The organism is Embleya sp. L77 (genome assembly GCF_055557415.1).
Window position 1 is genome coordinate 2,372,894 of the sequence record NZ_CM145710.1, and the last position, 25,837, is coordinate 2,398,730.

23 protein-coding genes are annotated in these 25,837 nt (G+C 72.2%); 15 read left to right on the forward strand and 8 right to left on the reverse strand.

Annotated elements, in window-relative coordinates; translation table 11 throughout:
* The first annotated feature begins 115 nt into the window (after window positions 1-115).
* The 11 genes from ACZOOI_RS40120 (at window position 116) to ACZOOI_RS40170 (ending at window position 10,799) form a co-directional block, all read left to right on the forward strand.
* On the forward strand, window positions 116-1,381 hold the full coding sequence (locus ACZOOI_RS40120; RefSeq protein ID WP_465281742.1) for a SchA/CurD-like domain-containing protein: 1,266 nt from the start codon (window positions 116-118) through the stop codon (window positions 1,379-1,381).
* Window positions 1,382-1,431: 50 nt separating this feature from the next.
* Window positions 1,432-1,848 (forward strand): cupin domain-containing protein, encoded by a 417-nt coding sequence (locus tag ACZOOI_RS40125; RefSeq protein WP_391589525.1) that lies wholly within the window; start codon window positions 1,432-1,434, stop codon window positions 1,846-1,848.
* Window positions 1,845-3,113, forward strand: a complete 1,269-nt coding sequence (locus ACZOOI_RS40130; protein WP_465281743.1) for a beta-ketoacyl-[acyl-carrier-protein] synthase family protein — start codon at window positions 1,845-1,847, stop codon at window positions 3,111-3,113. Before ACZOOI_RS40125 ends, ACZOOI_RS40130 begins: the two co-directional genes overlap by 4 nt.
* Window positions 3,110-4,366, forward strand: a complete 1,257-nt coding sequence (locus ACZOOI_RS40135) for a beta-ketoacyl synthase N-terminal-like domain-containing protein (RefSeq protein ID WP_465281744.1) — start codon at window positions 3,110-3,112, stop codon at window positions 4,364-4,366. The genes ACZOOI_RS40130 and ACZOOI_RS40135 overlap by 4 nt, the downstream gene beginning before the upstream one ends.
* A gap of 39 nt (window positions 4,367-4,405) precedes the next feature.
* Window positions 4,406-4,660: an acyl carrier protein gene (locus ACZOOI_RS40140; RefSeq protein WP_391589528.1), complete on the forward strand. Its 255-nt coding sequence runs from the start codon at window positions 4,406-4,408 to the stop codon at window positions 4,658-4,660.
* A gap of 1 nt (window position 4,661) precedes the next feature.
* Window positions 4,662-5,144, forward strand: coding sequence for an SRPBCC family protein (locus ACZOOI_RS40145; RefSeq protein ID WP_465281745.1), 483 nt, complete (start codon window positions 4,662-4,664; stop codon window positions 5,142-5,144).
* Between the two features lie 108 nt (window positions 5,145-5,252).
* A complete protein-coding gene (locus ACZOOI_RS40150) occupies window positions 5,253-5,585 on the forward strand; it encodes a TcmI family type II polyketide cyclase (RefSeq protein WP_465281746.1) in 333 nt (110 codons plus the stop codon).
* Between the two features lie 167 nt (window positions 5,586-5,752).
* Complete coding sequence (accA, locus tag ACZOOI_RS40155) at window positions 5,753-7,636, forward strand: acetyl-CoA carboxylase carboxyl transferase subunit alpha (protein WP_465281747.1); 1,884 nt, start codon at window positions 5,753-5,755, stop codon at window positions 7,634-7,636.
* Entirely contained in the window at window positions 7,633-8,289 is a 657-nt protein-coding gene (accB, locus tag ACZOOI_RS40160) for an acetyl-CoA carboxylase biotin carboxyl carrier protein (protein WP_465281748.1), read from the forward strand. Before accA ends, accB begins: the two co-directional genes overlap by 4 nt.
* 21 nt (window positions 8,290-8,310) lie before the next feature.
* Window positions 8,311-9,702 (forward strand): acetyl-CoA carboxylase biotin carboxylase subunit, encoded by a 1,392-nt coding sequence (locus tag ACZOOI_RS40165; protein ID WP_465281749.1) that lies wholly within the window; start codon window positions 8,311-8,313, stop codon window positions 9,700-9,702.
* Between the two features lie 59 nt (window positions 9,703-9,761).
* A complete protein-coding gene (locus ACZOOI_RS40170) occupies window positions 9,762-10,799 on the forward strand; it encodes a right-handed parallel beta-helix repeat-containing protein (protein ID WP_465281750.1) in 1,038 nt (345 codons plus the stop codon).
* Between the two features lie 47 nt (window positions 10,800-10,846).
* Here ACZOOI_RS40170 and ACZOOI_RS40175 read toward each other — a convergent pair whose 3' ends face one another.
* A complete protein-coding gene (locus ACZOOI_RS40175) occupies window positions 10,847-12,319 on the reverse strand; it encodes a multicopper oxidase family protein (RefSeq protein ID WP_465281751.1) in 1,473 nt (490 codons plus the stop codon).
* Window positions 12,320-12,567: 248 nt separating this feature from the next.
* On the opposite strand from ACZOOI_RS40175, the gene ACZOOI_RS40180 reads away from it, so the two are divergent.
* A complete protein-coding gene (locus ACZOOI_RS40180; RefSeq protein ID WP_465281752.1) occupies window positions 12,568-12,939 on the forward strand; it encodes a chaplin in 372 nt (123 codons plus the stop codon).
* Window positions 12,940-13,110: 171 nt separating this feature from the next.
* On the opposite strand, the gene ACZOOI_RS40185 is transcribed toward ACZOOI_RS40180, so the two are convergent.
* The 3 genes from ACZOOI_RS40185 to ACZOOI_RS40195 form a co-directional block, all read right to left on the reverse strand.
* Entirely contained in the window at window positions 13,111-13,932 is an 822-nt protein-coding gene (locus ACZOOI_RS40185) for an SAM-dependent methyltransferase (protein WP_465281753.1), read from the reverse strand.
* 290 nt (window positions 13,933-14,222) lie between these two features.
* Window positions 14,223-15,014 carry a hypothetical protein gene (locus ACZOOI_RS40190; RefSeq protein ID WP_465281754.1) on the reverse strand — a complete coding sequence of 264 codons (792 nt, stop codon included), beginning with the start codon at window positions 15,012-15,014 and terminating at the stop codon, window positions 14,223-14,225.
* Window positions 15,015-15,461: 447 nt separating this feature from the next.
* A complete protein-coding gene (locus ACZOOI_RS40195) occupies window positions 15,462-16,898 on the reverse strand; it encodes a salicylate synthase (protein WP_465281755.1) in 1,437 nt (478 codons plus the stop codon).
* A 427-nt stretch (window positions 16,899-17,325) separates the two neighbouring features.
* Between ACZOOI_RS40195 and ACZOOI_RS40200 the strand changes: the two genes are divergently transcribed.
* Window positions 17,326-18,969, forward strand: a complete 1,644-nt coding sequence (locus ACZOOI_RS40200; RefSeq protein WP_465281756.1) for a (2,3-dihydroxybenzoyl)adenylate synthase — start codon at window positions 17,326-17,328, stop codon at window positions 18,967-18,969.
* 160 nt (window positions 18,970-19,129) lie between these two features.
* Entirely contained in the window at window positions 19,130-19,918 is a 789-nt protein-coding gene (locus ACZOOI_RS40205; protein WP_465281757.1) for a VOC family protein, read from the forward strand.
* Between the two features lie 104 nt (window positions 19,919-20,022).
* Here ACZOOI_RS40205 and ACZOOI_RS40210 read toward each other — a convergent pair whose 3' ends face one another.
* The 4 genes from ACZOOI_RS40210 to ACZOOI_RS40225 form a co-directional block, all read right to left on the reverse strand.
* Window positions 20,023-22,377 carry a heavy metal translocating P-type ATPase gene (locus tag ACZOOI_RS40210; RefSeq protein ID WP_465281758.1) on the reverse strand — a complete coding sequence of 785 codons (2,355 nt, stop codon included), beginning with the start codon at window positions 22,375-22,377 and terminating at the stop codon, window positions 20,023-20,025.
* A gap of 135 nt (window positions 22,378-22,512) precedes the next feature.
* Window positions 22,513-23,508 carry a hypothetical protein gene (locus ACZOOI_RS40215; RefSeq protein WP_465281759.1) on the reverse strand — a complete coding sequence of 332 codons (996 nt, stop codon included), beginning with the start codon at window positions 23,506-23,508 and terminating at the stop codon, window positions 22,513-22,515.
* Between the two features lie 88 nt (window positions 23,509-23,596).
* Window positions 23,597-23,866: a heavy-metal-associated domain-containing protein gene (locus ACZOOI_RS40220; RefSeq protein ID WP_465281760.1), complete on the reverse strand. Its 270-nt coding sequence runs from the start codon at window positions 23,864-23,866 to the stop codon at window positions 23,597-23,599.
* Between the two features lie 748 nt (window positions 23,867-24,614).
* Window positions 24,615-25,181 (reverse strand): DoxX family protein, encoded by a 567-nt coding sequence (locus ACZOOI_RS40225; RefSeq protein WP_465281761.1) that lies wholly within the window; start codon window positions 25,179-25,181, stop codon window positions 24,615-24,617.
* A gap of 140 nt (window positions 25,182-25,321) precedes the next feature.
* Between ACZOOI_RS40225 and ACZOOI_RS40230 the strand changes: the two genes are divergently transcribed.
* Entirely contained in the window at window positions 25,322-25,789 is a 468-nt protein-coding gene (locus ACZOOI_RS40230) for a MarR family winged helix-turn-helix transcriptional regulator (RefSeq protein ID WP_465281762.1), read from the forward strand.
* Window positions 25,790-25,837 lie beyond the last annotated feature (48 nt).

Below are 25,837 nucleotides of genomic sequence, written 5' to 3' on the forward strand. Positions count from 1 at the left end.
GGCGTCACACCTTCGCATCCCCGTTCCCCGGGCGGCTTCGGCGCGGCCCGGTCCCCCGGGATCGCCCGTACCGGGCATCACCACGCAGGCCGAATCCCATGACCAAAGGAATGACATGGACACCCTGGTCCACTCCGCGGCGAATCCCACCGCCGACACCTCGTCCAAGCTCCGGGTACTGCTCATGCTGGAGCTGCACGAGGGGTCGGAGCAGCGCTTCCTCGAAGCCTACGAACGCATTCGGCACCAGGTGGCCGCCGTACCGGGCCACCTGCGCGACCAGTTGTGCCAGTCGATCGAGGACCCGACCCAGTGGCTGATCACCAGCGAGTGGGAGGGCAGTGCGCAATACCTGGCCTGGGTGGACAGCCCGGAGCACCAGGTGATGGTGCAGCCCCTGCACGGCTGCGTGCGCGGCACCCGGTCGCTGCGCTTCGCGGTGGCCCGGGAGACCGACCTGCGTGCGGACGCGGCCGGCCCGGCGATCACCAAGGGGGCCGCGGGCGCGAAGGCGAAGGCGGGCGCCACCGGCAAGGCCAAGGTGACCGGCAAGACCAAGGCGACCGACAAGGCCAAGGCCGGCCCGACCGACAAGGCCAAGGCCGGCCCGACCAGGGCCGGGGCCACCGACAAGGCGCGGGCCGCGGCCCCGGCGGCGCCCGGCGTGGTCCGCTGCGCGCTGACCTTCACCGTCAAGCCCGGCAGCGAGGCCGAGGTGGCCGAGATCCTGGCCGGCTACAAGTCGCCCACGGCCCGGGTGAACGCCACGACGTCGCTGCGCCGCACGTCGGTGTTCATGCTCGGCAACCGCGTGGTGCGCGCGATCGAGGTCGAGGGCGACCTGCGGGCCGCGCTGCGGCACGTGGCCGAGCAGCCGCAGGTGCGGGCCGCCGAGGAACTGCTGAACCCGCATCTGGAGGAGGCCCGCGACCTGAACGACTCGGAGGCCGCCCGGGCGTTCTTCATGCGCTCCTCGCTGGCCGAGGCGTACCACCTGAACGCGCCGGCCGGAAAGTCGGCGAAGGCGTCGACCAAGCGCCGCGCGCTGCTGTACCCGGTTCGGCACGGTTGCGGGGAATCCGCCGCCACCGTGCTCCAGCGCCACGACGAACGGGTGATCGCGTCCGGATCCGGGCCGATCGCGAGCAGTTCGGTGTTCCTGCGCGGCGACATCCTGATCCGGGTGCTCGACGTGCGCGGCGAACCGGAGGACCCGGCGCTGCTGCTGGGCATCGACCGCAAGGAGTCCGCGGCCCGGCTGAGCCGGCTCCTGGACGTGGGCGAGGACGGCGCCCTGGACACCGACGAGGGCCTGCGGCACCTGCTGGCCTCGGCCGAGACCACCCTCGTCACCGACCGTCGCGCCGACCGCGACGCCTGACCCCCCGGGCGGCGCCCGCGGGCGCCGCCCGCCACTTGGAGGTGGCACACATGACCACGCAGACCGTACGCATCGTCAACGTCGACGAGATCGAGCCCAACCGGCGCCGGGGCGGTGACCTGCGGGTCACGCTCGGGCCGGCGACGGTGGGATCCACCAGCGGCTTCATGGGCCTGGCCATCATCGAGCCCGGCGACATGATCGGCGAGCACTACCACCCGTACTCCGAGGAGTTCATCCACGTCGTCACCGGGGCCCTGGAGGTCGACCTGGACGGCGTCACCTACGAACTCCAGCCCGACCAGGGCCTGATGGTGCCCAAGAACATGCGGCACCGGTTCCGCAACGTCGGCCGGGTGCAGGCGCGCATGGTCTTCCAACTCGCCCCGTTGGCGCCCCGACCGGAACTGGGGCACGTCGACACGGAGGGGATCGAGCCCGCCGAGACCGTGGGCGTCGACTCTTGAGGCGCCGGGTGGCGGTCACCGGCGTCGGCGTCGTGGCGCCCGGCGGCGTGGGTGTCACCGCGTTCTGGGACATGCTGATGGCCGGCCGTACGGCGACCCGCGGCATCACCTTCTTCGACCCCACCGGCTTCCGCTCCCGGATCGCCGCCGAATGCGACTTCGACCCGATCGCCTGCGGGGTCGATCGGAACCGGGTCGAGCGCGCGGACCGCTACGTGCAGTTCGCGCTCGCGGCGGCGGCCGAGGCGATGGGGGACTGTGGTCTGGACCGGGAGGGGGAGGACCCCTGGCGGTTCGGCGTCTCGCTCGGCACCGCCGTGGGTGGCACCACCCGGCTCGAACACGACTACGTCGCGGTCAGCGGCTCGGGCCGGGACTGGGCGGTGGACCCCCACCGGGCCGATCCGTTCCTGCACCGGGCGTTCTCGCCGAGTTCCCTGGCCTCCGAGGTGGCCGAGGAGTTCGACGCCCGCGGCCCGGTGCAGACCGTGTCCACCGGCTGTACGTCCGGCCTCGACGCGATCGGGTACGCCGCGCACGCGATCGAGGAGGGCCGGGCAGACGTCTACCTGGCCGGTGCCTCGGACTCGCCGATCTCGCCGATCACGGTCGCCTGTTTCGACGCGATCAAGGCGACCTCGACCCGCAACGACGACCCGGCACACGCCTCCCGGCCGTTCGACGCGGACCGGGACGGCTTCGTCCTGGGCGAGGGCGCCGCGGTGCTCGTGCTGGAGGAGCTCGAACACGCCCGGCGCCGCGGTGCACACGTGTACTGCGAGGTCGGCGGCTTCGCCACCCGGGGCAACGCGCACCACATGACCGGCCTGACCCGCGAGGGCCTGGAGATGTCCGAGGCGATCGATCGCGCACTGGCGGACGCGCGGGTCGACCCCACCGCCGTCGACTACGTCAACGCGCACGGCTCGGGCACCAAACAGAACGACCGCCACGAGACGGCGGCGGTCAAGCGCTCACTGGGCGAGCACGCGTACCGGACCCCGATGAGTTCGATCAAGTCCATGGTGGGTCACTCGCTCGGCGCGATCGGCGCGATCGAACTGGCCGCGTGCGCCCTGGCGATGGAACACAAGGCGGTGCCGCCCACGGCGAACTACCAGACCCCGGACCCCGAGTGCGACCTCGACTACGTGCCGGGGACGGCCCGGCCGATGGCTCTGCACACGGTCTTGTCGGTGGGCAGCGGGTTCGGCGGATTCCAGTCCGCCGTGGTGCTGGACCGCCGGGAAAGGAGACCCCGGTGAACATCTCCGCACCCAGACGCACCGTGGTGACGGGTGTCGGCGTCGTCGCACCCAACGGCATCGGTGCCGACGTGTTCTGGAAGGCCACCCGCGAGGGCCTGTGCGTCCTGGACCGGATCACCCGCGAGGGCTGCGGCGACCTGCCGTTGGCGATCGCCGGCGAGGTGCGCGACTTCGACCCGGCCGCGGTGGTCGAGGAGCGCTTCCTGGTCCAGACCGACCGCTTCACGCACTTCGCGATGGTCGCCGCGGATCAGGCACTGGCCGACGCCGCGCTCGGCCCGATGCCCACCTTCGGCGTCGGGGTGACCACCGCGAGCTGCTCCGGCGGCGGCGAGTTCGGCCAGCGGGAGCTGCAGAACCTGTGGGGACAGGGACCCGGCTTCGTCGGGCCCTACCAGTCCATCGCCTGGTTCTACGCCGCCACCACCGGCCAGATCTCCATCCGCGGCGGCTTCAAGGGGCCGTGCGCGGTGCTGGCCAACGACGAGGCGGGCGGGTTGGACGCCCTCGCGCACGCGGCCCGCACCATCAGCCGCGGCACGAACGCCGTCGTGGTCGGCGCGGCGGAGGCCCCGTTGGCGCCGTACTCGATGGTGTGCCAGCTCGGATACGACGCGCTCAGCCTGGCCCGCGAACCCGGGCAGGCGTACCTCCCGTTCACCTCGACCGCGTGCGGATTCGCCCCCGCCGAGGGCGGCGCGATGTTCGTCGTAGAGGAGGCGGCGGCGGCGCACCGGCGCGGCGCCCGGATCCGGGCCGAAGTGGCCGGGCACGGCGCGACGTTCACCGGCACCTCGGGCTGGGAACCCTCCCGGCACGGCCTCGCCCGGGCGATCCGCGACGCGCTCGCCGAGGCCGAATGCGCCCCGCAGGACATCGACGTGGTCTTCGCGGACGCCCTCGGGGTGCGCGAGGCCGACCACGCCGAAGTACTGGCCCTGTCCGACGCGTTGGGCGCACACGCCGCCCGGGTGCCGGTGACCGCCCCCAAAGCGGGCATCGGCCGCGCGTACTGCGGCGCACCCGTCCTGGACTGCGCCGCCGCGATCCTGGCCATGGAACACGGCGTACTGCCGCCCACCCCGGGCGTCTTCGACGTCTGCCACGACCTGGATCTGGTCACCGGCCGGGCCCGAACCGCCGAACTGCGCACCGCCCTGGTGCTCAGTCGAGGGCTGATGGGCCACAACGCGGCACTGGTGCTGCGCCGCGGCGAAGGCCGGCCCGGCACGCCCTTCCCGACCGCGTAGCGGTCCCCCGCAAGGAAGCACGGAAGAAGGAAGCCTGCGATGAACGGACCCTTCACGTACGAAGAACTCGCCGCGCTGATGAAGACCTGCGCCGGCGTCACCGCCGATCCGGAACGGATGAGCCTGCCGGGGTCGACGTTCGAGGAATTCGGACTCGACTCGCTGGGGCTGCTCGGGATCGTCTCCGAACTGGAGCGGCGCTACCAATTCCCGCTCGGCGCGGACGTGGACCAGTGCAAGACCCCGCGCGAGTTCCTGGAAACCACCAACTCCCAACTCACCTCCGGAGTGTGACATGGCCGGCCATACCGACAACGACATCGTCATCGCGGCCCCGTTCGACCTGATCTGGGACATGACCAACGACGTGGAGCACTGGACGGACCTGTTCAGCGAATACGCGTCGGTGGAGATCCTCTCGCGCGAGGACGCCAAGGTCACCTTCCGGCTGACCATGCACCCGGACAAGGACGGCAAGGTCTGGAGCTGGGTCTCCGAGCGCGAGGCCGACCGCGACGCCCGCACGGTGTGGGCCCGCCGGGTGGAGACCGGGCCGTTCGCGCACATGCACATCCGCTGGGAGTACCACGAGGTCCCCGACGGCGTGCGGATGCGCTGGGTGCAGGACTTCGCGATGAAGGAGACCGCCCCGGTCGACGACGCGTGGATGACGGACAACATCAACCGCAACTCGCGCGTGCAACTGGAGCTGATCCGGGACCGCATCCAGGAGCGCGCCCGCGAGATGGGCGTCGCGCCCACCGCCCGCACCTGGTGACCGTCGCGCCGCCGCCGGCCCGTCCGACGACGGCGCCCCCCCGCCGGCGGGACCGCATCCCGCGGTCCCGCCGGTCATCGACCGACAGACCGGGAAGGACCACCGCACATGCACCGCACCCTGATCGTGGCCCGGATGAAGCCCGATTCGGCACCCCGGATCGCGGACATCTTCGCCACGTCCGACACCGGTGAACTCCCGCACCTCGTGGGGGTCACCGGCCGCAGCCTGTTCCAGTTCGGCGACCTGTACCTGCACTTGATCGAGGCCGACCGCCCGCCCGGGCCGGCCGTCGCCAAGGTCGCCGGACACCCGGAGTTCCGCGACATCAGCGAGCGGCTGGCCGTGCACGTGAACGCCTACGACCCGGAGACCTGGCGGTCACCGCAGGACGCGATGGCCCGCGAGTTCTACCGCTGGGAGCGGGACGCACAGGCATAACGCGCGAACGTCGCGGCGCGGTGCGGTCGTTCCGATTCCCGGCGCACGAACGTATCCGGTCCGAGCTCTCGTCCGTCGAACTCCCCGCGTCCAAGGCCGCTCCGTCCAAGGCCGCTCCGTCCTGGGCCTTTTCGTCCGAGGCCCCTTCGTCCAAGGACTCCGAAGCCATGATCGAGACCGACCTCGGGCTCACCGTCCACGCCCGACCCGACTGGGTCAAGTGCGGGCGCTGCGCCGAACTCGTATACGGCAAACGCTTCACCCGGGATCTGCGGGTGTGCCCCGACTGCGGTGACCACGCCCGACTCACGGCCCGGCAGCGACTGGACCAACTCCTGGACCCCGGTTCGCAGACCCCGCTGACCGCCGGCCCCACCCCGCACGACCCGCTGGGCTTCGTGGACTCGCGCCCGTACACGGAACGCCTGGCCGAGGCGCGTGCCGCGACCGGCATGGACGAGGCGGTCCTGTGCGCGCGGGGCACCATCCACGACCGGTCGGTCGTGGTGGCCGCGATGGACTTCCGCTTCCTGGGCGGCAGTCTGGGCTGCGCCGTCGGCGCGCTGGTCACCGCCGCCGCGAACGAGAGCCTGCGCACCCGTACTCCGCTGCTGCTGGTCACCGCCTCCGGGGGAGCCCGGATGCAGGAGGGCGTGCTCTCGCTCATGCAGATGGCCAAGACCGCGCACGCCCTGGCGGAGTTGGACGAGGCCGGCGTCCCGGTGGTGTCGCTGATCACCGACCCCACCTACGGCGGGGTGGCCGCCTCCTTCGCCACGTTGGCCGACGTCATCCTGATCGAACCGGGCGCGCGGATGGGCTTCGCCGGTCCCCGGGTGATCGAGCACACCATCGGCGAACGCCTGCCCGCCGGTTTCCAGACCGCCGAATTCCTGCTCGAACACGGGATGGTCGACGCGATCGCACCCCGAGCGGCGCTGCGCGCGACGATCCGACACTTCCTCGGCCTGGACGAACCGCGCGAGGCGCGTCCGGAGGAGTCGCGGGCCGAGCCGGTCGCGGAGATGCCGGCCCTGGTGGGGGCGGCCGTAAGCGGGTCGGCAGTGAATGGGCTCGCGGCGAACGGGCTCGGGCCGAACGAGGCCGCGGCAAGCGGGCCCGCGGCGAATGGGCTGAACGGGCACGCTGCCAACGGTCACCCTGCCAACGGCCACGCAGCGAGCGGCCACGCGGCCAACGGCCACGCCGTGCGCGGGAAGCCGGACGAGGGTGACCCGTGGGAGGCGGTCCGGCTGGCCCGGCACCCCGGGCGACCCACCACCCTGGACTACGCCGGCCGACTCCTGGACGACTTCCACGAGTTGCACGGCGACCGGATCGGCGCGGACTGCCCCGCCGTGGTCGGCGGCATCGGCCGGCTCGACGGCCTGCCGGTGATGCTGATCGGTCACCAGAAGGGTGGCGACAACCTCGCCGAACGCCAACACCGCAAATTCGGCATGGCCACCCCGGCGGGCTTTCGCAAGGCCGCCCGGCTGATGCGGCTCGCCGCCAAACTGGGCCTGCCGGTACTCACCCTGGTGGACACCCCCGGGGCCAACCCCGGACCGGACGCCGAGCGGGACGGCCAGGCCGTCGCCATCGCGGAGAACCTGCGCCTGATGGCCCGACTGCCCACCCCGATCGTCACGGTGATCACCGGCGAGGGCGGCAGCGGCGGCGCCCTCGCGCTCGCGGTCGCCGATCGGGTACTGATCGGCGAGCACGGCGTCTACTCGGTGATCAGCCCCGAAGGCTGCGCGGCCATTCTGTGGAAGGACCCCGCGGCGGCGCCCGCGGCCGCCGCGGCGCTGCGCATGCGCCCTCGCGAACTGCTGCGCCTGGGTGTGGTCGACGCGATCGTGCCCGAGCCGCCCGGCGGCGCGCACACCGACCCGGGCCGGGCCGCCGCACTGCTGCGCGCCGCCCTGATCCCGGTGATCGACGAGTTGCGAGCGCTGGACAAGACCCGGCTCCTGCGCGAACGCGGGGACCGATTCCGGAGCTTCGGCGTCGCGCCGGATGCCCGTGCCGAAGGAAGTGCGTCATGACCCCACACCCCGGAACCCCCGAAGCGCGCGACGCGCACGTCGACGACCACGTCAACCACCACTCCGGTTACGCGGACGAGCGGTGGGTCAAGCCGCTGAACCCCGCACACGCCCCGCAACCGCACCCTCAGCCGCACGCGCAACCGGCCGACGGGCCGCAGCACGCGCGCACCGCGCCGAACCCGCCGCGCTGGATCCGGTTGCGGTGCGGCGACACCAGCATCGAGATCGAGTGGCCCGACTCCGCCGCGCCCGGCCCGGCGCCGGTGGCCTCCGGCGCACCAGCCGCGCCGCAGGTCGAGCAGCCGGTCGCGGCGGAAAGCGCACGCCGGTTCGTCTGCGCCCCGATGGTCGGCACCTTCTACCACGCGCCCGAGGTGGGCGCGAAGCCCTTCGTCAGCGTCGGCGACACCGTCCGCCCCGGCCAGACGGTGGGGATCCTGGAGATCATGAAGATGATGAACACCATCACCGCGGACGTGTCCGGGCGGGTGGTGGAGGTGCTGGTGCCGGATGCGCAATCGGTGGAGTACCAGGAGCCGTTGATCGCGATCGAACCGCGCGCGGCCGGCCACGATGGGGGCACCGACCACGACGGTGGGCCCGAAGACCGTTCCGGGACGGGCCGCGGCGGCCCGCACACCCGGCACTGACGACGACCGAGGTGGTCCAGCGTGTTCTCGACCGTGCTCATCGCCAACCGAGGCGAAATCGCCCTGCGGGTGGCTCGCACCTGCCGCGAACTCGGCATCCGCAGCGTGGCCGTGCACTCGACCGCGGACCGCGATTCCGCCGTGGTGCGCTTCGCCGACGAGGCCGTGCACATCGGTCCCCCACCCGCCAGATCCAGCTATCTCAACATGCCGGCCATCATCGAGGCGGCCCGGCGCACCGGCGCGGAGGCGATCCACCCGGGTTACGGATTCCTGTCCGAGGACCCCGACTTCGCGGAGATCTGCGAGGCGAACGGGATCACCTTCATCGGGCCGCCGCCGCACGTGATGCAGCGGCTCGGCGACAAGAGCGAGGCGCGCGCGGTGATGGCCGCCGCCGGGCTGCCCGTCCTGCCGGGCAGCGACGGCCCGTTGGCCTCGCCGGCCGAGGCGGTCGAGATCGCCGCCCGGATCGGCTACCCGGTGATCCTCAAGGCGGTCGCGGGCGGTGGCGGTCGCGGCATGAGCGTGGTGCGCGACCCGGACGAGTTGGCCTGGGCGTACCAGGACACCCGGGCGCACGCGCGGGCCGTGTTCGGGGACGAACGGCTCTACCTGGAGCGCTACATCGACGACGCGCGGCACGTCGAGGTCCAGGTGTTGTGCGACCGGCACGGCGGCGCGGTCCACCTCGGCGAGCGGGACTGCTCGGTGCAACGTCGGCATCAGAAGCTGGTCGAGGAGTCACCGGCCCCGCACCTGCCGACCGAGGTGCGCGAGGCGATGTGTGCGGCGGCGCTGCGCGGTGCGTCCGCCGTCGGCTACGTGGGCGCCGGCACCTTCGAGTTCGTGGTCACCCCGGAGCACCGGTTCCACCTGTTGGAGATCAACTGCCGGATCCAGGTGGAGCATCCGGTGACCGAGATGGTCACCGGCGTCGACATCGTGCGCGAACAGCTCACCATCGCCGCCGGCGCGCCGCTGACGTTCACTCAGCAGGACGTGGTGCCGCGGGGGGTGGCGATCGAGTGCCGGGTCAACGCCGAGGACCCGGCCCGCGGGTTCGCGCCGACGCCCGGTCGGCTCACCGAGTTCGTGCCGCCCGGCGGTCCGTGCGTACGGATCGACACCCACGCCTATCAGGGATGGACCGTGGGCCCCGACTACGACTCGCTGCTCGCCAAGGCGATCGTCTGGGCGCCGGATCGGGACCGGGCCATCGCGCGCGCCGAGCGTGCGCTGGGCGAGTTCCGGGTGGCCGGCGGCGGCGTGCACACCACGCTGGGCTTCCTGCGCCGAGTGCTCGCCCACCCCGTGTTCCGCGCCGGGAAGCACTCCACCGGCCTGGTCGAGACGATGACCGCGGACACCGTCGAAGTCGCCCCGGCCGCTCTGCCCGAACCCGTTTCCTGAACCGAACCCCCCGTTTTCCCGTTCCATTCCCCCTCTCCCATGAAGGCAGAACCACGCTCATGCACGCACAACGCCTGCTTCCCCTTGCCTGTGCCACCTTCCTGACCGCGCTGGGCTCGGTCCTGGCCCCGGCCGCACAAGCCGACACCCGGCACGTGGTCCATCCCGGCGAATCGATCCAGGCGGCCGTGGACGCGGCCGCGCCCGGCGACATCATCGAGGTGTTGCCCGGTGACTACCCCGGCAGCGTGCTGATCGGCACGGACGGCCTGACGATCCGCGGCGCGGGCGAGCGCACCGTGATCACCCCGGGCGAACCGGACGCGGCGAACGCGTGCGCGGCCGCCGGCCACGGGATCTGCGTGTTCGGCACCGCGGAGCACCCGGTGTCCGACGTGCGGATCCAATCGCTGACGGTCACCGGCTTCACCAAGACCGGTGTGATGGGCAGTGCCACCGAACACATGCGGGTGCGACGCGTGTTCGCGCACGACAACGGCGAGCACGGGATCGGCCAGGAACAGTCCACGCGGGCCGAGTTCACCGACAACACCACCGACGACAACGCCCAGGCGGGTCTGTTCCTGGCCGACACCGCGGATGCGATGGGCGCGAGCATCGCCCGCAACCACGCATCGGGCAACCGGCTGGGCGTGTTGATCCGGCGCGGGCGCGCGTTGACGATCGAGTACAACGAACTCACCGGGAACTGCGCCGGTGTGTTCGTGGTGGGCGACGAAACGAAGCCGGTGGCCGGGGCGTTGGACATCCGCCGCAATCGCATCGACGAGAACAACAAATACTGCGAGGGCAATTCGCGACTGGCCTTCATCCAGGGGTCGGGCATCGTGCTCACCGGCGCCCAGGAGACGCGGGTGAGCGACAATCAGGTCCGGGACAACCGGGGCGAGTCGCCGATGTCGGGTGGCATCGTGATGGCGCCCAGCTTCGCCGGCGGGCCGACCGCGAACAACGTGGTCCGGGACAACGTCGTGCAGCGCAACGAACCGGCGGACCTGGCGAACCGGGACGCCGCGGCGGTCAACACGTTCACGGCGAACGTGTGCGGACGGTCGGAGCCGGCCGGCCACTGCTGACCGGCCCCGATGTCCGTCGGCGGCACCCCACGCGACGGCGAACCGGGTCAGCCCGGCCCCGACATGCCCGGCATGTCGGGGCCGGGGGGCGGGTTCTCGCCGTAGCCGAAGGTCGCCATCATGCCCAACTCGCTGTGATAGAGGTTGTGGCAGTGCAGCATCCACTCGCCGGGGTTCTCGGCGAGCACGTCCACGGTGACGCTCTCCCGTGGACGCACCATCACGGTGTCCTTGCGCGGACCGCGACCCCTGGCGCCCCGCACCTGGAAGGTGTGCCCGTGCAGGTGGACCGGGTGCCACATGCGGGTCGTATTGGTGAAGGACAACCGGACCCGCTCGCCGAGTTCGACCGGCACCCGCAGCGGGGGCGAGTCGAACGCGGAGCTCGTGCCGAGGGTCCACCCGGTTCCGTTGCGGCCGCGGCCCAGCACGAGATCCACGCCGCGCGCCGGCGCGTCACCCAGATCGACCGAGGGGTCGGCGACCAGGTCGGCCAGAGTGAGCAGGCGGCCGCGCAACTCGGGCACGGCGACCGAGGCCGACGGCGCCTCGCCCGCCGAGGTGCGCAGCACGGCGAACGCCCGGGCGTTCTTGCCCTCGGCGGCCGCCACCAACGGGAACACCCCGTCGGCCAGGGTGACCAGCACGTCGTAGCGTTCGCCCATCCCGATCAGCAGCGTGTCCACGGTGACCGGCGACACCGGGTATCCGTCGGTATGGGTGACGGTCAGCTCGTGCCCGCCCAGTGCGACCCGGAACGCGGTGTCCGCCCCGGCGTTGATCAGGCGCAGCCGGATGCGGCGTCCGGGGGTCTCGGTGAACACCTCGGGGGCCTCGGGGGTGCGGCCGTTGACGAGGTAGTGCGGGTAGTCGATGTGGCCGGCGACCCCGCCGAGCAGGGTGCTGTGCATGGTCTGCGCCGGCCCGGTGCGGATGAGGTCCAGCGCCGCGTCCGGGTCGGTGCCGGTGCCGTCGATCCAGTCGTCGAGGACGACGGTCCACTCCGCGTCGTAGCCGAGTGGCTCGGCCGGGTCCTCCACCACGAGCGCTCCGTAGGCCGCGCGGTCGAGTTGGGTGCCCACGTGCGAGTGGTAGAAGTACGTGCCCGGATCGGGCGCGGTGAAGCGGTAGTCGAAGACGTCGCCCGGTGCCACCGCGACCTGGCTGAGTCCGGGGGCGCCGTCCATCGTGGGATCGATCCGTACGCCGTGCCAGTGCACCGTGGTGTCCTGCGGCAGGTTGTTGTGCAACCGGGCGGACACCGTGCCGCCGGCGGTGACCCGGATCTCCGGGCCGGGCACCCGGTCGGCGTAGCCCCACGTGTGCACGGTGCGCGAACCCAGGTCGACCGTCACCGGCGCCGCGTCGAGCGACACGGCGGTGTCCGCGACCGGGAGCGCGGGTCGCGGTGCGGCGGACCCGGTGCCGAGCAGCGCCCCGGGACCGCCGGCGAGCAGGGCGGCGGTACCGGCCGAACCGAACAGGAGGGCGCGGCGGGTCGGGTGGGAGGGGACAGGCACGATGCGGCCCTGCTTCCTGGGGTCGGCTTGCGATGGGGCTTCGCCCGCCGGGTGGCACCGGCGCGGTTCGGCGACCAGTACCCCCCGCCCCGACACGCCGAACCCGCCGCGTCGACCCGGCATTGCGCCCGCACCGGCGGCGTGCCGCCACCCGGGTGAACACTTCGAATCACCAGTTGCCGTCCCTGTTTCGGGTCGTTGCACCGGACGGACGCGCCATCCGCGGCGCCATCCGAAACGGAGATCACATGCACACGTTCAAGAAGACCGCGGCCCTGGCCGTCGGTATCACCGCGCTCGTCATGTCGGGTGCGGGTGTCGCCAACGCCGGTTCCGAGGCCCAGGGTGCGGCGGTCGGCTCGCCGGGCGTGCTGTCCGGCAACAACATCCAGGTGCCGATCCACGTGCCGATCAACATCTGCGGCAACACCGTCAACATCATCGGCCTGCTCAACCCGGCCATCGGCAATGTGTGCGCGAACGTCGACGGCGACCACGACAAGGGTGGCTACGACAAGGGCGAGCACGACAAGGGTGGCTACGACAAGGGCGAGCACGACAAGGGCGAGCACCACAAGAGCGAGGCCCCGCAGCACCACGGTGGCGGCCACCAGGGCTGATCCGACGCTCGTCCTCCGGCGATAGCGCTCGACACCGCTGTACCGGCGGCCCCTCCGATGCGGACGGATCGGAGGGGCCGCCATGCCATGCCGGGCCGACCGCGGGTTCGGCGGGGCGGCACTTGCCGGTGGTATGTACCGGTGGCACGTGGCCCTCGCTGCTCCCGGCGGCTACGGCTTTCGTCCCACCGCGCCGTACATGGCCACGTCCGGGGTCTTGTCGCCGGTCTCGGGACGCCAGCGCGAACACGAGACGACGCCGGGTTCGAGCAGTTCCAGGCCGTCGAAGAAGCGCGCGATGCCCTCGGGGGAGCGCTGCTTGAGCCGGGGGGTGCCGTGCGCGTTCCAGAACGCCACGGCGTCGTCCACGTCCGGCGGTGCCGGGGGGCTGGTCACCGTGTGGGACAGGGCCAGATGGCTGCCGGAGGGCAGCGCGTCCAGCAGTCGGCGGACCGTCCCGTACGCCTCGTCGTCGTCGTTGACGAAGATGATCACGCCGAGCAGGACCAGGGCGACGGGTCGGTCGAAGTCCAGCGTCTTGGCCGCGCGGGCCAAAATCTCGTCGACGTCGCGCAGGTCGGCGTCGATGTAGCGAGTCGCCCCCTCCGGACTGCTGGTCAGCAGGGCCCGGGCGTGCACGAGTACCAGGGGATCGTTGTCCACGTACACGATGCGCGATTCGGGGGCCACGCTCTGGGCGATCTCGTGGGTGTTCCCGGCGGTCGGCAGTCCCGTGCCGATGTCGAGGAACTGGCGGATACCCAGATCGCGGGCGAGATGACGGATCGCTCGGCCCAGGAACTGCCGGTCGGCGAGCGCGTAGTCGCGCGTTCCCGGGTGGATCGCGGCGATCTGATCGCCGGTCTCGCGGTCCACGGGATAATTGTCCTTGCCGCCCAGCCAGTAGTTCCACACGCGGGCGGTGTGCGCCACCTCGGTGTCGATCTTCCGCTCCGGTAAAGCCGATTCTGCATCGAGTATGGGCTCGGCCACGAACTCTCATCTCCAGATGCCGTGTGGGGTGGTCCAGGCCAATCTAGGGGCCCGACACGCCCGGCCGACAGGCATCGCGGTGAACGTTCCATCACGTTCGGCGAACATCGCCGGCGCCGAACGTGTCGCCGACGGACGGCCGGCGCGGGGCGGGGCGCGGGGGTTCGGGCGCGTTCGTGGCCGAGGTCGGTGAAGCGTCGGCGGGGGACGACACCGCCGGCCCGAGGCAGCCGCGAGGCGTACCGTCGGGCCGGCGGTGGCCGGTGCATCCGGGCGTACCCGGGGGTGGTTCAGGCGCCGGGGCCGGTGAACAGGCCGCGGCCGGCCTTGATCGCGCGCCCGGCCTTGACCAGGCCCTCCGTGGAGGTACGCACGCTCTCCATCCGGCTCTTGGTGGCGGTCTCGCCCAGGGCCTCGGTGAGTTGGCGGACGTTCATGGGTTCGCCGGTGCCTTCCAACAACGCGGCGATCTCGTCGCGCAGGTGGGAGCGGACCGGGCGAGCGGCCGCCGGTTCGGGCGCAACCGGCTCGACGGGAGCCGCCTTCGCGCGGGTGGACTTCTTCTTGGCGGCGGGCTTGGCGGTGGCCTTGGTCGCCGGCTTGGCAGCGGGCTTTCCGGCGGGCTTGGCGGCGGCGGACTTGGTCGCCGGAGCCTTGCGTGTCGACGCGGACTGTATCCGCGTCTTCTCCTTCGTTGCCGCAACCGCCTTCCGCTTCCGGCTCGGGGCCGGGGCGGTGACCTCCTCCACGGCTGCCTCCACCGGCGCCGCCTCGACCGGCGCTTCCTCGACCGCGGCCTCTTCGACCACGGCCTCGGCCACCGGCGCAGCCTCGACCGGCGCCTCGACGACGGGCTCGGCCTCGACCGGCGCGACCTCGACCGGTGCCGCGGCCTCGGCCTCGGCACGCGGCAGCGGCACCAGCGGACGGATCAGCGCGAGGTGCTCCACCGCGCTGAGCCGGGCCGCCAACTGCCTTTCCACGTCCACCAGTTCCTCGCGCAGCCGGTCTCGCTGCGCAGCCAGTTCGGTAGCCTCCTTCTCCAACGAAATCCGCAGTTCGTCCACAGACGATGCGACCATCCGGCCACTCCTTCTCATTGCCACTGGGACAGCGAAGGGGTGAACGCAACCCACTGACGGGGCAGACGATTCCCCTTCCGGCGGGCGGGGAATCCCACCCGCGCTGCGCCCATGATCCACCGAAACCGGTTTCCGCGGGGCGGCGGTATCCAAGTGTGATGAACGGAAGACCTCGATGGTGTAGGGAAGACGAGATCGGTGATGGGTTTTTAGGGGGTCGGGCGACGCTCGGCGACGGTTTCGGGAACGGATCGGGGCCGCCGACCGTTGTCCCGAATCGGCCGCGCGCGGTCGTTGTTTCCTGCTGCTGCTGCCGCCGCTGCCGAGCCGGTGGCGGTCCGGCGCGCCCGGAGTTTGCGGAACCGGGGAATCGGGTTGCCGGGATGTCGGGGTGCCGGGTACCGTTCCGGCCCGCCCGGCCCCGGTCGGGGCGGGCCGGAACGGTGGTCAGGTCGCGGTCAGTACCGCGGGTTGCGGGTCCTCGGTGTCGCCGGCCGGGTCGGCGCGTTCGGGCACGAGGAAGCGCGAGACGCTGTACAACTTCTCCCGGGTCTCCTCCAGTTCGCGTTCGGGTGTGGAGTGGGCGACGACGCCCGCGCCGGCCCGCAGCCAGGTGCGCTCGCCGTGCCGGAAGACGCTGCGCAGGACCAGGGCGGCGTCCACGGTGCCGTCGGCGTCGACGGTGAGCACCGACCCGCTGTACAGGCCCCGGGGTTCGGTCTCCGTCCGGTGGATCAGCTCGCATGCCTCGGCCTTGGGGATGCCGGAGGCGGTGACCGCCGGGAAGAGTGCGGCGAGCGCGTCCCACGCGGTGCGGCCCTCGGAGAGGTGGCCGGACAGCCGCGAGGCCAGGTGTTGCACGCTGCCGCGTTCCTTGACGGTCATGAAGTCGTCGATGCGCACGCTGCCTTCGGCACAGACCGTGGCCAACTCCGCGCGGGCCAGGCGCACGGATATGGCGTGCTCGAAGACCTCCTTGGCATCGCGGTACAACTCGTCGCGACGGGTGCGGTCGGCCGTCGGGTCGCCGGCCAACGCACGGGTGCCCGCCAGTGGCTGGGTGCTCACGGTGCGATCCCGGCCGACCCGGGCGACGATCTCCGGACTGAAACCGGCCACCTGCCAGCCGCCCAGCCGCAGCAGAAACGATCGTGCCGGGTCGTTGCCCCGGCGGCCGGCGAGGTAGGTGGCGGGCAGGTCGATCGGCTCGGGCACGGGCACGAGGCGGGAGACGATGACCTTGTCCAACCGCCCGGCCCGGATCGCGGCGACCGAGCGGGCCACGGCCGCACGGTAGTCGTCGGCGCCGTGATCCTGCACGTCGGCGCGGACCCGGGCCTCGCGGACGGGCACGTCGGCCGCGGACACCGCGGCGGCGAGTCGTACTTCGAGGTGGTCGAGGTCGTCCGGATCCAGCGCGCGCAGCAGTGCCTCACCCTCGGTCAACCGGATCTCCCGGCGTGGGACGGCGATCCGGGCGATCGGCGGGTCGTCCGTACGCCCGCCGCCGGATGCCGGGCCGGAGGTGGCGGCGGGGCCGGTGCCAGTGTCGGTTTCGGTACCGTGAAGTGCGTGGCTCAGCTCGAAGGCCAGCCAGCCGTAAGCCCGCCATCCGGCGACGTCGACGTCCGCCAGGGCCCGGGCCACCGCGTCCAGCGGGCGGGGGCCGGTGGGGACGGTGTGCGTCTCGCCCGCGACGGTCAACGTGGTCGCGTCGACACCCGTGGACACGAGTGCGTAGGGCGACTCCCCCCAGCCGACTTCGCCTTCGTTCTCGTAGACGACGAACTCGTCCGTGGTGGACGCGGCGAGGGCGGCGGCGACGGCGATGGGGTCGGCGGCGCAGGGTACGCGCCGCTCGTGGAAGACCGAGGGGGAGGTCACAGCTCTTCTCGCTTTCACGACGGGGCCACAAGCGTTCAAGAGACCGAGCCAAACGGAACTTAGGCTAGCCTAACCTGTATTCCTTCTCCAGGGTCTCGGCCGATGCCGGATTCACCGCCCGTTTACGCGTCTTCGCGTGCCGCCGGGACCTCGGCCGGAGACGCCATGGGCGCAGGAGCGGACAACTTCGGGCCGTGAAGGCGCCGTTGCGCCGGGGTGCCGGTGCGTAGTGGGGGCGGTTCGGCGGTCGTCGACGGCCGGGGTGCGTCCGCGACGTCGACGCCCGGGATGCGAGTCGGGGCGGAAATGGCGTGCGTGGCACCGGACATGGTGATTTCCGCTGAGCGAGGACAAGGCAGGGAATTCAGGTTAGCCTAACCAAAGTCCCGCATGTCGAACAGTGATCGCTCCGGAGGTCGACAACCCGATGAGCCAAGCCAACTCGCCGGCGCCGCCGCGCGCCTCGGGCCTGACGCCGTGGCCGGAGGAGATCGCCGCCGGATACCGTGCGGCCGGCTACTGGGACGGCCGCACGCTGGGCCGGTTGTTGCGCGACTGGACCGCCGAGTACGGCGACGGTCTCGCGGTCGTGGCCGGCGAACAGCGCCTGACCTACCGTCAACTCGACGAGCGGGCCGACCGGATGGCCGGCGGGCTCGCCGACCTCGGCATTCGCGCCGGCGACCGGGTCGTGGTGCAACTGCCCAACATCGCCGCGTTCCCGGTGCTGTTCTTCGCCCTGACCCGACTCGGCGCGATCCCGGTGCTGACCCTGCCCGCGCACCGGATCACCGAGATCGCCCACCTGGCCCGGCTGAGCGAGGCCGTCGCCTATGTGGTGGCCGACGAGGTGGCGGGCTTCGACTACCGCGACCTGGCGACCCTGGTGCGCGCCGAGGCGCCCTCCGTGCGGCACGTCCTGGTCGCCGGCGACCCCGGACCGCATCGGGCCCTGGACACCGTGGACGGCGAACCCCGTCCGCACGCCGAGCCCGATCCGGGCGACGTGGCACTGCTGTTGGTGTCCGGCGGCACCACCGGCGTGCCCAAACTCATCCCGCGCACCCACGACGACTACGGGTACAACGCACGGGCCAGTGCGCAGGCGTGCGACCTCGACGCGGACACGGTCTACCTCGCGTGCCTGCCGGTCGCGCACAACTTCCCGCTGGCCTGCCCGGGTCTGCTCGGCACCCTGTCCGTGGGCGGCACCGTGGTGCTCTCCCCGTCCCCGGCGCCCGACGCCGCGTTCCCGCTGATCCAGGCCGAGGGCGTCACGCACACCGCGCTGGTCCCGCCCCTGATCCCGCTGTGGCTGGACACGGCCGAATGGGACGACAGCGACCTGTCCAGCCTCCGAGTGCTCCAGGCCGGCGGCTCGAAGTTGTCCGCCGAGGTGGCCCGGACCGTGCCCGAGGGCCTGGGCTGCGCCGTGCAACAGGTCTTCGGCATGGCCGAGGGGCTGCTCAACTACACCCGCGCCGGCGACGACGAGGCGACGGTGACCGGCACCCAGGGCCGCCCGCTGTGCCCCGACGACGAACTCCGCGTCGTGGACTCGGCCGGACGCGACGTCGCCCCCGGCGAGATCGGCGAACTGCTGGTCCGGGGGCCGTACACGCTGCGCGGCTACTACCGCGCACCCGAGGTCAACGCCACGGCCTTCACCGCCGACGGCTTCTACTGCTCCGGCGACCTGGTCCGGCAACTGCCCTCCGGATACCTGGTGGTCGAGGGGCGGGTGAAGGACACCATCGACCGCAACGGCGAGAGCGTGTCCGCCGAGGAGGTCGAGACCCACGTCCGAGCCCACCCGGGCATCGAGCAGTGTGCGGCGATCGGGCTGTCCGACCCCGATCGCGGCGAACAGATCTGCGCGGTGGTGGTCCCGGCCGGCGGAGCGGCGGCGCCCACGGCGGCGCAGTTGCGCGCCTTCCTGATCGAGCGCGGCGTCGCGGCGTTCAAACTGCCGGACCGGATCGCCGTCGTCACCGAGTTCCCGCTCACCGCGATCGGCAAGATCGACAAACGCGCGTTGGCCGAGGGGTTGTCCACGTCCGCGGCGCACTGATTCCCGGGCGCAGGGCCCCCGCAGCCGTGCACGCGCGCCGGACCGCGGCTGCCGGGGCCGGACCCGGCCACGGGTGTCGACCGGTGGCGAGCGGCGGTGCGGGCGCTGACGATGAGGAGCACGGGGGCGTTCTTCGTCGGCTTCTCTGGAGGTTCTCGTCATGCCCGTGGTCACCAACCCCTACGTACCCGGCACGCCCTGCTGGGTCGACCTGATGGTCCCCGACCAGCAGGCCGCCCTCGACTTCTACCGCGACCTGTTCGGGTGGCAGGGCGAGGTCGGGCCGGAGGAGACCGGCGGTTACGCCGTTTGCTCGCTGAACGGGAAGGCCGTCGCGGGCATCATGACCGCGATGTCCCCGGACGGCGGGCCGACGCCGCCGACCGCCTGGACCACCTACCTGGCCACCGCCGACGCCGACGCCACGCAGGAGGCGATCAAGAAGGCCGGCGGCACGGTGCTCATGCCGGTGATGGACGTGATGACGCTGGGCCGGATGTGCGTGGTCGCCGAGCCCACCGGTGCCATGTTCGGCCTGTGGCAGGCCCGGGACTTCGGCGGTGCGGAGGTGGTCAACGAGCCGGGCGCGGTGATCTGGAACGAGCTGAACACCGGCGACGTCGCCGCCGCGGGCAAGTTCTGCTCGACCGCGCTGGGTCTGGCGGCCGAGCCGATGGAGGGCGCCGAGGGCTACCACTCGCTGAGCGCGGCCGGCCGCGTGGTCGCCGGGATGCAGAGCCTGGACCGGATGCCCCCCGGTACGCCCGCGCACTGGCTGACCTACTTCTCCGTGGACGACACCGACAGCACCGTCGATGCGCTGGTCCGGGCCGGCGGCAACGTGCTCAAGCCGCCGTTCGACATGATGGCGGGTCGGATGGCCGTGGTCCAGGATCCGCAGGGCGGCGCGTTCGCCGTGATCCAGGCGGTGGGCCCGACGCCGTCCTGACCCGGCCCGCGCTCGGCGTGGGATCGAGGACAGGCCCCAGGCCGAAGCCCGCTCGATGCGGTGGCATCGAGTGGGCTTCGGTGATCGTGCTCGGGTGCGGCGGGTCAGGCGGCGATCGGGGCGGGCGCGGTGGTGTCGGTGTTGTCGGCGGTGTCGGTCGAGGTCGGGTGGGTTTCGTCGGCCAGTGCCCTGAAGCCGCGCAGCCGCAGGCTGTTGCTGATCACGAAGACCGAACTGAAGGCCATCGCGGCGCCGGCGAGCATCGGGTTGAGCAGCCCGGCGGCGGCGAGCGGCAGGGCGGCCACGTTGTAGGCGAAGGCCCAGAACAGGTTGGACTTGATGGTGCCGAGCGTCTTGCGGGCCAGCCGGATCGCATCCGCGGCGGCGCGCAGGTCGCCGCGGACCAGGGTCAGGTCGGAGGCCTCGATCGCGACGTCGGTGCCGGTGCCCATGGCCAGGCCGAGATCGGCGGTGGCCAGCGCCGCGGCGTCGTTGACGCCGTCGCCGACCATGGCCACGATCCGACCCTCGGCCTGGAGCCGGGTGACCACGTCCACCTTGTCCTTGGGCATCACCTCGGCGTGCACGTGCTCCGGGTCGATCCCCACCTGCGCGGCGACGGTGTGCGCCACGGTGGTGTTGTCGCCGGTGAGCAGGATCGGGGTGAGCCCGAGTTCGCGGAAGCGCCGGATGGCCTCGGCCGAGGTGGGCTTGACCGCGTCGGCGACCACCAGGACGGCGCGGGCCTTGCCGTCCCAGGCCACCGCGACGGCGGTGCGACCGAGGGCTTCGGCTTCGGCCATCGCCCGTTCCAGCTCGACCGGCAGGTCCAGGGCCCATTCGGTGAGCAGGCGGGTTCGGCCGACGAGGACGGCGTGGCCCTCGACGATGCCCTGCACGCCGAGCCCCTCGACGTTGGCGAAGTCCTCGGGGTCGGGCAGGTCGCCGACGCGCTCGGTCGCACCGGTGGCGATGGCCTGGGCGATCGGGTGTTCGGAGGCGTTCTCCAGGGCGCCCGCGAGACGCAGCACCTCGTCGAGCTGCTCGCCGGCCGCGAGGTGGGTGTCGAGGAGGGTCATCCGGCCGGTGGTGACGGTGCCGGTCTTGTCCAGGACGATCGTGTCGACGCGGCGGGTGGATTCCAGGACCTCGGGGCCCTTGATCAGGATGCCCAGTTGGGCGCCGCGCCCGGTGCCGACCATGAGGGCGGTGGGGGTGGCCAGGCCCAGGGCGCACGGGCAGGCGATGATCAGCACGGCGACGGCCGCGGTGAAGGCGCCGGCGATGCCCTGTCCGGTGCCCCACCAGAAGCCCAGGGTGGCGGCGGCCAAGGCGATGACGATGGGTACGAAGATGCCGGAGACCTTGTCGGCCAGGCGCTGGACCTGGGCCTTGCCGTTCTGGGCGTCCTCGACCAGGCGGGCCATCCGGGCGAGCTGGGTGTCGGCGCCGATCCGGCCGGCCCGCACGACCAGGCGGCCGCCGGCGTTGACGGTCGCGCCGGTGACGCTGTCGCCGGGGCCGACCTCGACCGGCACCGATTCGCCGGTCAGCATCGAGGCGTCCACGGCGGAGGTGCCCTGGTCGATCACCCCGTCGGTGGCGATCTTCTCGCCGGGGCGGACCACGAACAGGTCGCCGACGGCCAATTGTTCGACCGGGACGCGCTCCTCGCGGCCGTTGCGCAGCACCGCCACGTCCCGGGCGCCGAGTTCGAGCAGGGCCTTGAGGGCCGCGCCGGAGCGGCGCTTGGCACGGGCCTCGAAGTAGCGGCCGGCGAGGATGAACGTGGTCACGCCGGCGGCGGCTTCGAGGTAGATGTTGCCCGCTCCGTCGCCGCGCTCGATGGCGAAGGAGAACGCGTGGGTCATGCCGGGCTCGCCGGCCGAGCCCCAGAACAGGGCGTACACGGACCACGCGAGTGCGGCGAGGGTGCCCATCGACACGAGGGTGTCCATGGTGGAGGTGCCGTGCCGCAGGTTGGTCCAGGCGGCCTTGTGGAACGGCCACGCGCCGTACGCGACGACCGGCCAGGCCAGGGCGAGGGAGAGCCACTGCCAGTTGGTGAACTGCAGGGCCGGCACCATCGCCATCGCGATCACCGGCACGGTCAGCACGGCCGAGATCAGCAGCCGGTCGCGCAGGGCACGGACCCGACCCCCGTCCGGATCCGCGCCGGGCGCCGGCTCGTCGGACGATCCGGCGGTCTTGGGCGGGGCGGGGAGTTCGGCGGTGTATCCGGCGGCCTCGACCTGGGCGACGAGATCGGTCGGTGCGATGTCGGCGGAGTAGGTGACCTTGGCCTTCTCGGTGGCGTAGTTGACCGTCGCGGTCACACCGTCGAGCTTGTTGAGCCGCTTCTCGATGCGCATCGCGCACGAGGCGCAGGTCATGCCGCCGATCGACAGCTCGATTTCCCCGCTGTCCGGTGGCGCCGAGGTCTCGGTGGTCGATCCCATCGCCTGCTCCTTCGCATCTCGCTCGTGCTGGTGTGGCCGTCCCACGATCACACGTCGACTATACCCTAGGGGGGTATGAATCGCACAGGGATCGGCCTTGGTTTTGAATCTTGACGGTGTGCCGAAGGCAGGCCCTCAGTGGCCGTGCTCGCCGTGTTCCGGTGCGGTGGCGGGCGGCGCGGCGGGTGCCTGGGTGGTGCTCGGGGCGCCGACGGCGACGGTGAATTCGGCGGTGCGGACCGTGCCCTGGTGTTGGAAGTCGAGGTACAGACGGTAGTTGCCGGCGCTCGGTGCCTGGGCGTGGAAGGCGATGCCGGGGCCGGCGGGGGTCTTGCCGTCGCCGGGCGCGCCCTGCGGGTGGACGTGCAGGTAGCCGAGGTCGCCCTGACGCAGTGCGACCAGGTGGCCGTAGGCGCCGAGGTAGGGCTGAAGGTCGGTGACCGGACGGCCGTCCCGGCTCACGTTCAGGGTGAGCAGGCCGGATTCGGTCGCGGACAGGTCGCCGGTCAGGGACACGGTGTAGCCGTCGACGGTGGCGGTACGGGTCGGGGCCGGCAGGGCGACCGGTTCGTAGCCGCCGGCGACGATCACATCGGCGCCGAGGGTGAGCGCTCCGGCCGGGTCGCCGGCGGGGGAGAAGTCGGCGAATACGCGGTACGTACCCGCGCTCGCGAAGGTCAGCGGGACGCTCCAGGTCCCGTCCGCGCCGAGTACGGGATGCACGTGTTGAAACCCGGACAGGTCGCGCCGGGCCACGATCAGATGCAGGTCCTTGTCGTGGGCGCGGTCGTAGCGGATCCACGGCTGTCCGTCCGGGCCGAGCACGCGGAAGCGGAAGTCGGTCGGGCTTCCGGCCGGCAGCGGTTCGGCGGGCGGGACGAGGGTGTAGCCGCGCTCGGAGACCTGGAGGCCGCCGGGCATCTCGGCGACGGCGGGCGCGGCGCCGGCGGGGCCGGGGGCGCGCGTGCCGTTCGGCCCGACCGGCGCGCCGGCGGTGTCGCCGCCGTGCTTGCCGTGCGCGGGGGCCGGGTCGGAGCCGACCGGGCCGACCGCGTGGCCCACGCCGAATGCGGCGCCGAAGGCCAGGACGATGCCGGCGCCGAACGCGCCGACCTTGACTGCCGTGTTCATGGTCTCTCCCTGGTCGATTCGTCGACGGCGTGGCGGTCGGTGGGGGTGCCGGGAGGGCGCCGGCGCCGGCCGCCGCCCTCCCGGGGCGTCAGTGGCAGCTGCCGCAGCAGCTCGCACCCGCCGCCGGCGTCGCGTCCGGGACGAGCTCGTAGCCGGCCTCGTCGATCGCCGCCGCGACGGCCGCCTGGTCGAGCGCGGCGCCGGCGGTCACGGTGACCTTGCCGCTCGCCAGGTCGACCGCGACGTCGGTGACGCCGTCGAGCCGGCCGAGCTCGGCCTGAACCGACGAGACGCAGTGGCCACAGGTCATGCCGGTGACGGTGTAGGTCGTGGCGACGGCGGAAGTGGACGTGCCCATGGCGAAGCCTCCTGGTGCTCGGATCGGCCGCACCGGACGTGGTCCGGTCGGCGAGTACGGTTACAACATACCCCCCCTAGGTATGTAGTCAAGCCATTCGGGCCGATCGAGAGTGGCATCGGGATATGGAGCGGGAACTTTTGCGGCCGATCGGGGTATCTCGGGCGGGCGGGACGACCCCATCGTTCGACATTGCCGATGTTCGCCGGCCCGGGACGCGCCGACATGCCGACCACGGGGATGTCGGCGCGTCGATCGCACCGGGGAAAGTGGTGCCCGTCGCGGGGGCGGCTCGGGGGCCGGATCCCTCCTGCGTGCCTTCCCCGCCGAGCAGGGAGAACGTGTGCGGGAACACCGTGACGCCGCATGTCCCGGAGCGGGGCGGGCCGGTCCGGATGCTGGTCGCCGTGTCGGGCAGCGTGCGGATGACGACGACGCTTGCGCCCGGGGTGGGGAGAAGTGTGTGCCTGTCGTGCCGCCCGCCGATCCGGTGATCGACCCGGAGGCATTGGACCGGGGTGGCGACCCGACGGCCCCCACGGCCCCGACGACGACGGTCCGGGCCTGACCGCAGCGATCGTCGACGAGCCCGTCGGCCCCGATCGATGCGGGCGTGGATCGGGGCCGGCCCCGGGCCCGGGTGTCCGGGGCCGGGGCCGGTGGTGGTCCGTGGCAGAGGTCTGACCGGGGTGCCTCGGGGCCGGCGGGGGCCGGCTGCCCGGGGTGCCTCGGGTCGTCGGGCAGGGCGTCAGTCGCGCAGCATCAGGATGACGCCGGCGGTGACCACGCCGATCGCGACGGCGGCGATGCCGTACGCGAGGCGGTGGGCGCGCAGGATCGGGAGGAAGCGGTCGACGGCCAGACGGCCGGGGCCGGTCAGGGCGAGGGCGGCGGCGGCCGAGGTCAGCAGCAGTTCGTACTCCACGCCCTTCGGCGCGAAGAAGCCGCCGTCCCACTTGACCGCGATGGCGTTGATCATGGTGCCCACGATGGCCGCGGCGGCCAGCGGGGTGCACAGACCGATCACCAGCGCCAGGCCGCCGAAGGTCTCGGTGAGGCCGGCCACGGTCGCCATCGCCTTGCCGGAGGGGTAGCCGCTCATGGTGAAGAACTGGCCCGTGCCGTCCAGACCGGCACCGTCGAACCAGCCGAACAACTTCTGGCTGCCGTGCGCGGCCATGGTCAGGCCGACCACCACCCGCAGCAGGACCAGCCCCAGGTCGTAGCCGTGCAGGGACGGGCCGGCCGCGGGCGGCGACGCGGCGCCGGCGGGCCGGTCGAGGCTGCGGAGGGTCGTCTCGGCGGGGGAGGCCATGTGGGTGTCTCCTGTCGATGCGAGGTCGTCGGACGATCGTCGGTTGTTCGTTCGATCCGGGGCATTTGCCAGTTCAAATTTGAACTACTTCGACGCTACAGGCCGATTCGGGCTTCGACAAGCTCAGTAGGCTGGAGCGCATGAGCGAACCGCGTTGGTTGGACGACCTCGAGATGGCTGCGTGGCATGGCTTCGTCGAGGCCGGCCACCGCGTGGACCGGGCACTGGAGCGCCAACTCAAGGACGAGGCCGGTCTCTCGCATCCGCAGTACGAGATCCTCGTCCACCTCTCCGAGGCGCCCGACGGCGAGTTGCGGATGGCCGACCTGGCCGAGAAATTGATCACTTCCAAGAGCGGGATCACCTACCAGGTGGCCCAGCTGGAGAAGTTGGGACTGGTCCGCCGACGCGCGTGCCCCGATCAGCCGCGCGGTGTCTTCGCGGTGCTGACGGAGCAGGGTGCGGAACGGTTGCGCGGTGCCGCGCCGGCGCACGTCGAGCGGGTTCGCGAAGTGTTGATCGACGTCTTGGACCGCGAGCAACTGGCAGTACTGGCCGAGGCGTTGGGCACGGTCGGCCGCCGGTTGCGGGCGCACGACCGGGCCTGAGCGGCGCCCCCGCCGAGCGGCGCCCGAACGACGAGGCGCCCCGCTCCC

Bases quoted from the DNA above. Each gene is read 5' to 3' on its own strand.
- ACZOOI_RS40170 (WP_465281750.1), top strand. From the start codon at position 9,762: ATGCACGCACAACGCCTGCTTCCCCTTGCCTGTGCCACCTTCCTGACC.
- ACZOOI_RS40125 (WP_391589525.1), top strand. From the start codon at position 1,432: ATGACCACGCAGACCGTACGCATCGTCAACGTCGACGAGATCGAGCCC.
- ACZOOI_RS40200 (WP_465281756.1), top strand. From the start codon at position 17,326: ATGAGCCAAGCCAACTCGCCGGCGCCGCCGCGCGCCTCGGGCCTGACG.
- ACZOOI_RS40120 (WP_465281742.1), top strand. From the start codon at position 116: ATGGACACCCTGGTCCACTCCGCGGCGAATCCCACCGCCGACACCTCG.
- ACZOOI_RS40190 (WP_465281754.1), bottom strand. From the start codon at position 15,014: ATGGTCGCATCGTCTGTGGACGAACTGCGGATTTCGTTGGAGAAGGAG.
- ACZOOI_RS40205 (WP_465281757.1), top strand. From the start codon at position 19,130: ATGCCCGTGGTCACCAACCCCTACGTACCCGGCACGCCCTGCTGGGTC.
- ACZOOI_RS40180 (WP_465281752.1), top strand. From the start codon at position 12,568: ATGCACACGTTCAAGAAGACCGCGGCCCTGGCCGTCGGTATCACCGCG.
- ACZOOI_RS40225 (WP_465281761.1), bottom strand. From the start codon at position 25,181: ATGGCCTCCCCCGCCGAGACGACCCTCCGCAGCCTCGACCGGCCCGCC.
- accB (WP_465281748.1), top strand. From the start codon at position 7,633: ATGACCCCACACCCCGGAACCCCCGAAGCGCGCGACGCGCACGTCGAC.
- ACZOOI_RS40145 (WP_465281745.1), top strand. From the start codon at position 4,662: ATGGCCGGCCATACCGACAACGACATCGTCATCGCGGCCCCGTTCGAC.
- ACZOOI_RS40220 (WP_465281760.1), bottom strand. From the start codon at position 23,866: ATGGGCACGTCCACTTCCGCCGTCGCCACGACCTACACCGTCACCGGC.
- ACZOOI_RS40150 (WP_465281746.1), top strand. From the start codon at position 5,253: ATGCACCGCACCCTGATCGTGGCCCGGATGAAGCCCGATTCGGCACCC.
- accA (WP_465281747.1), top strand. From the start codon at position 5,753: ATGATCGAGACCGACCTCGGGCTCACCGTCCACGCCCGACCCGACTGG.
- ACZOOI_RS40215 (WP_465281759.1), bottom strand. From the start codon at position 23,508: ATGAACACGGCAGTCAAGGTCGGCGCGTTCGGCGCCGGCATCGTCCTG.
- ACZOOI_RS40140 (WP_391589528.1), top strand. From the start codon at position 4,406: ATGAACGGACCCTTCACGTACGAAGAACTCGCCGCGCTGATGAAGACC.
- ACZOOI_RS40230 (WP_465281762.1), top strand. From the start codon at position 25,322: ATGAGCGAACCGCGTTGGTTGGACGACCTCGAGATGGCTGCGTGGCAT.
- ACZOOI_RS40210 (WP_465281758.1), bottom strand. From the start codon at position 22,377: ATGGGATCGACCACCGAGACCTCGGCGCCACCGGACAGCGGGGAAATC.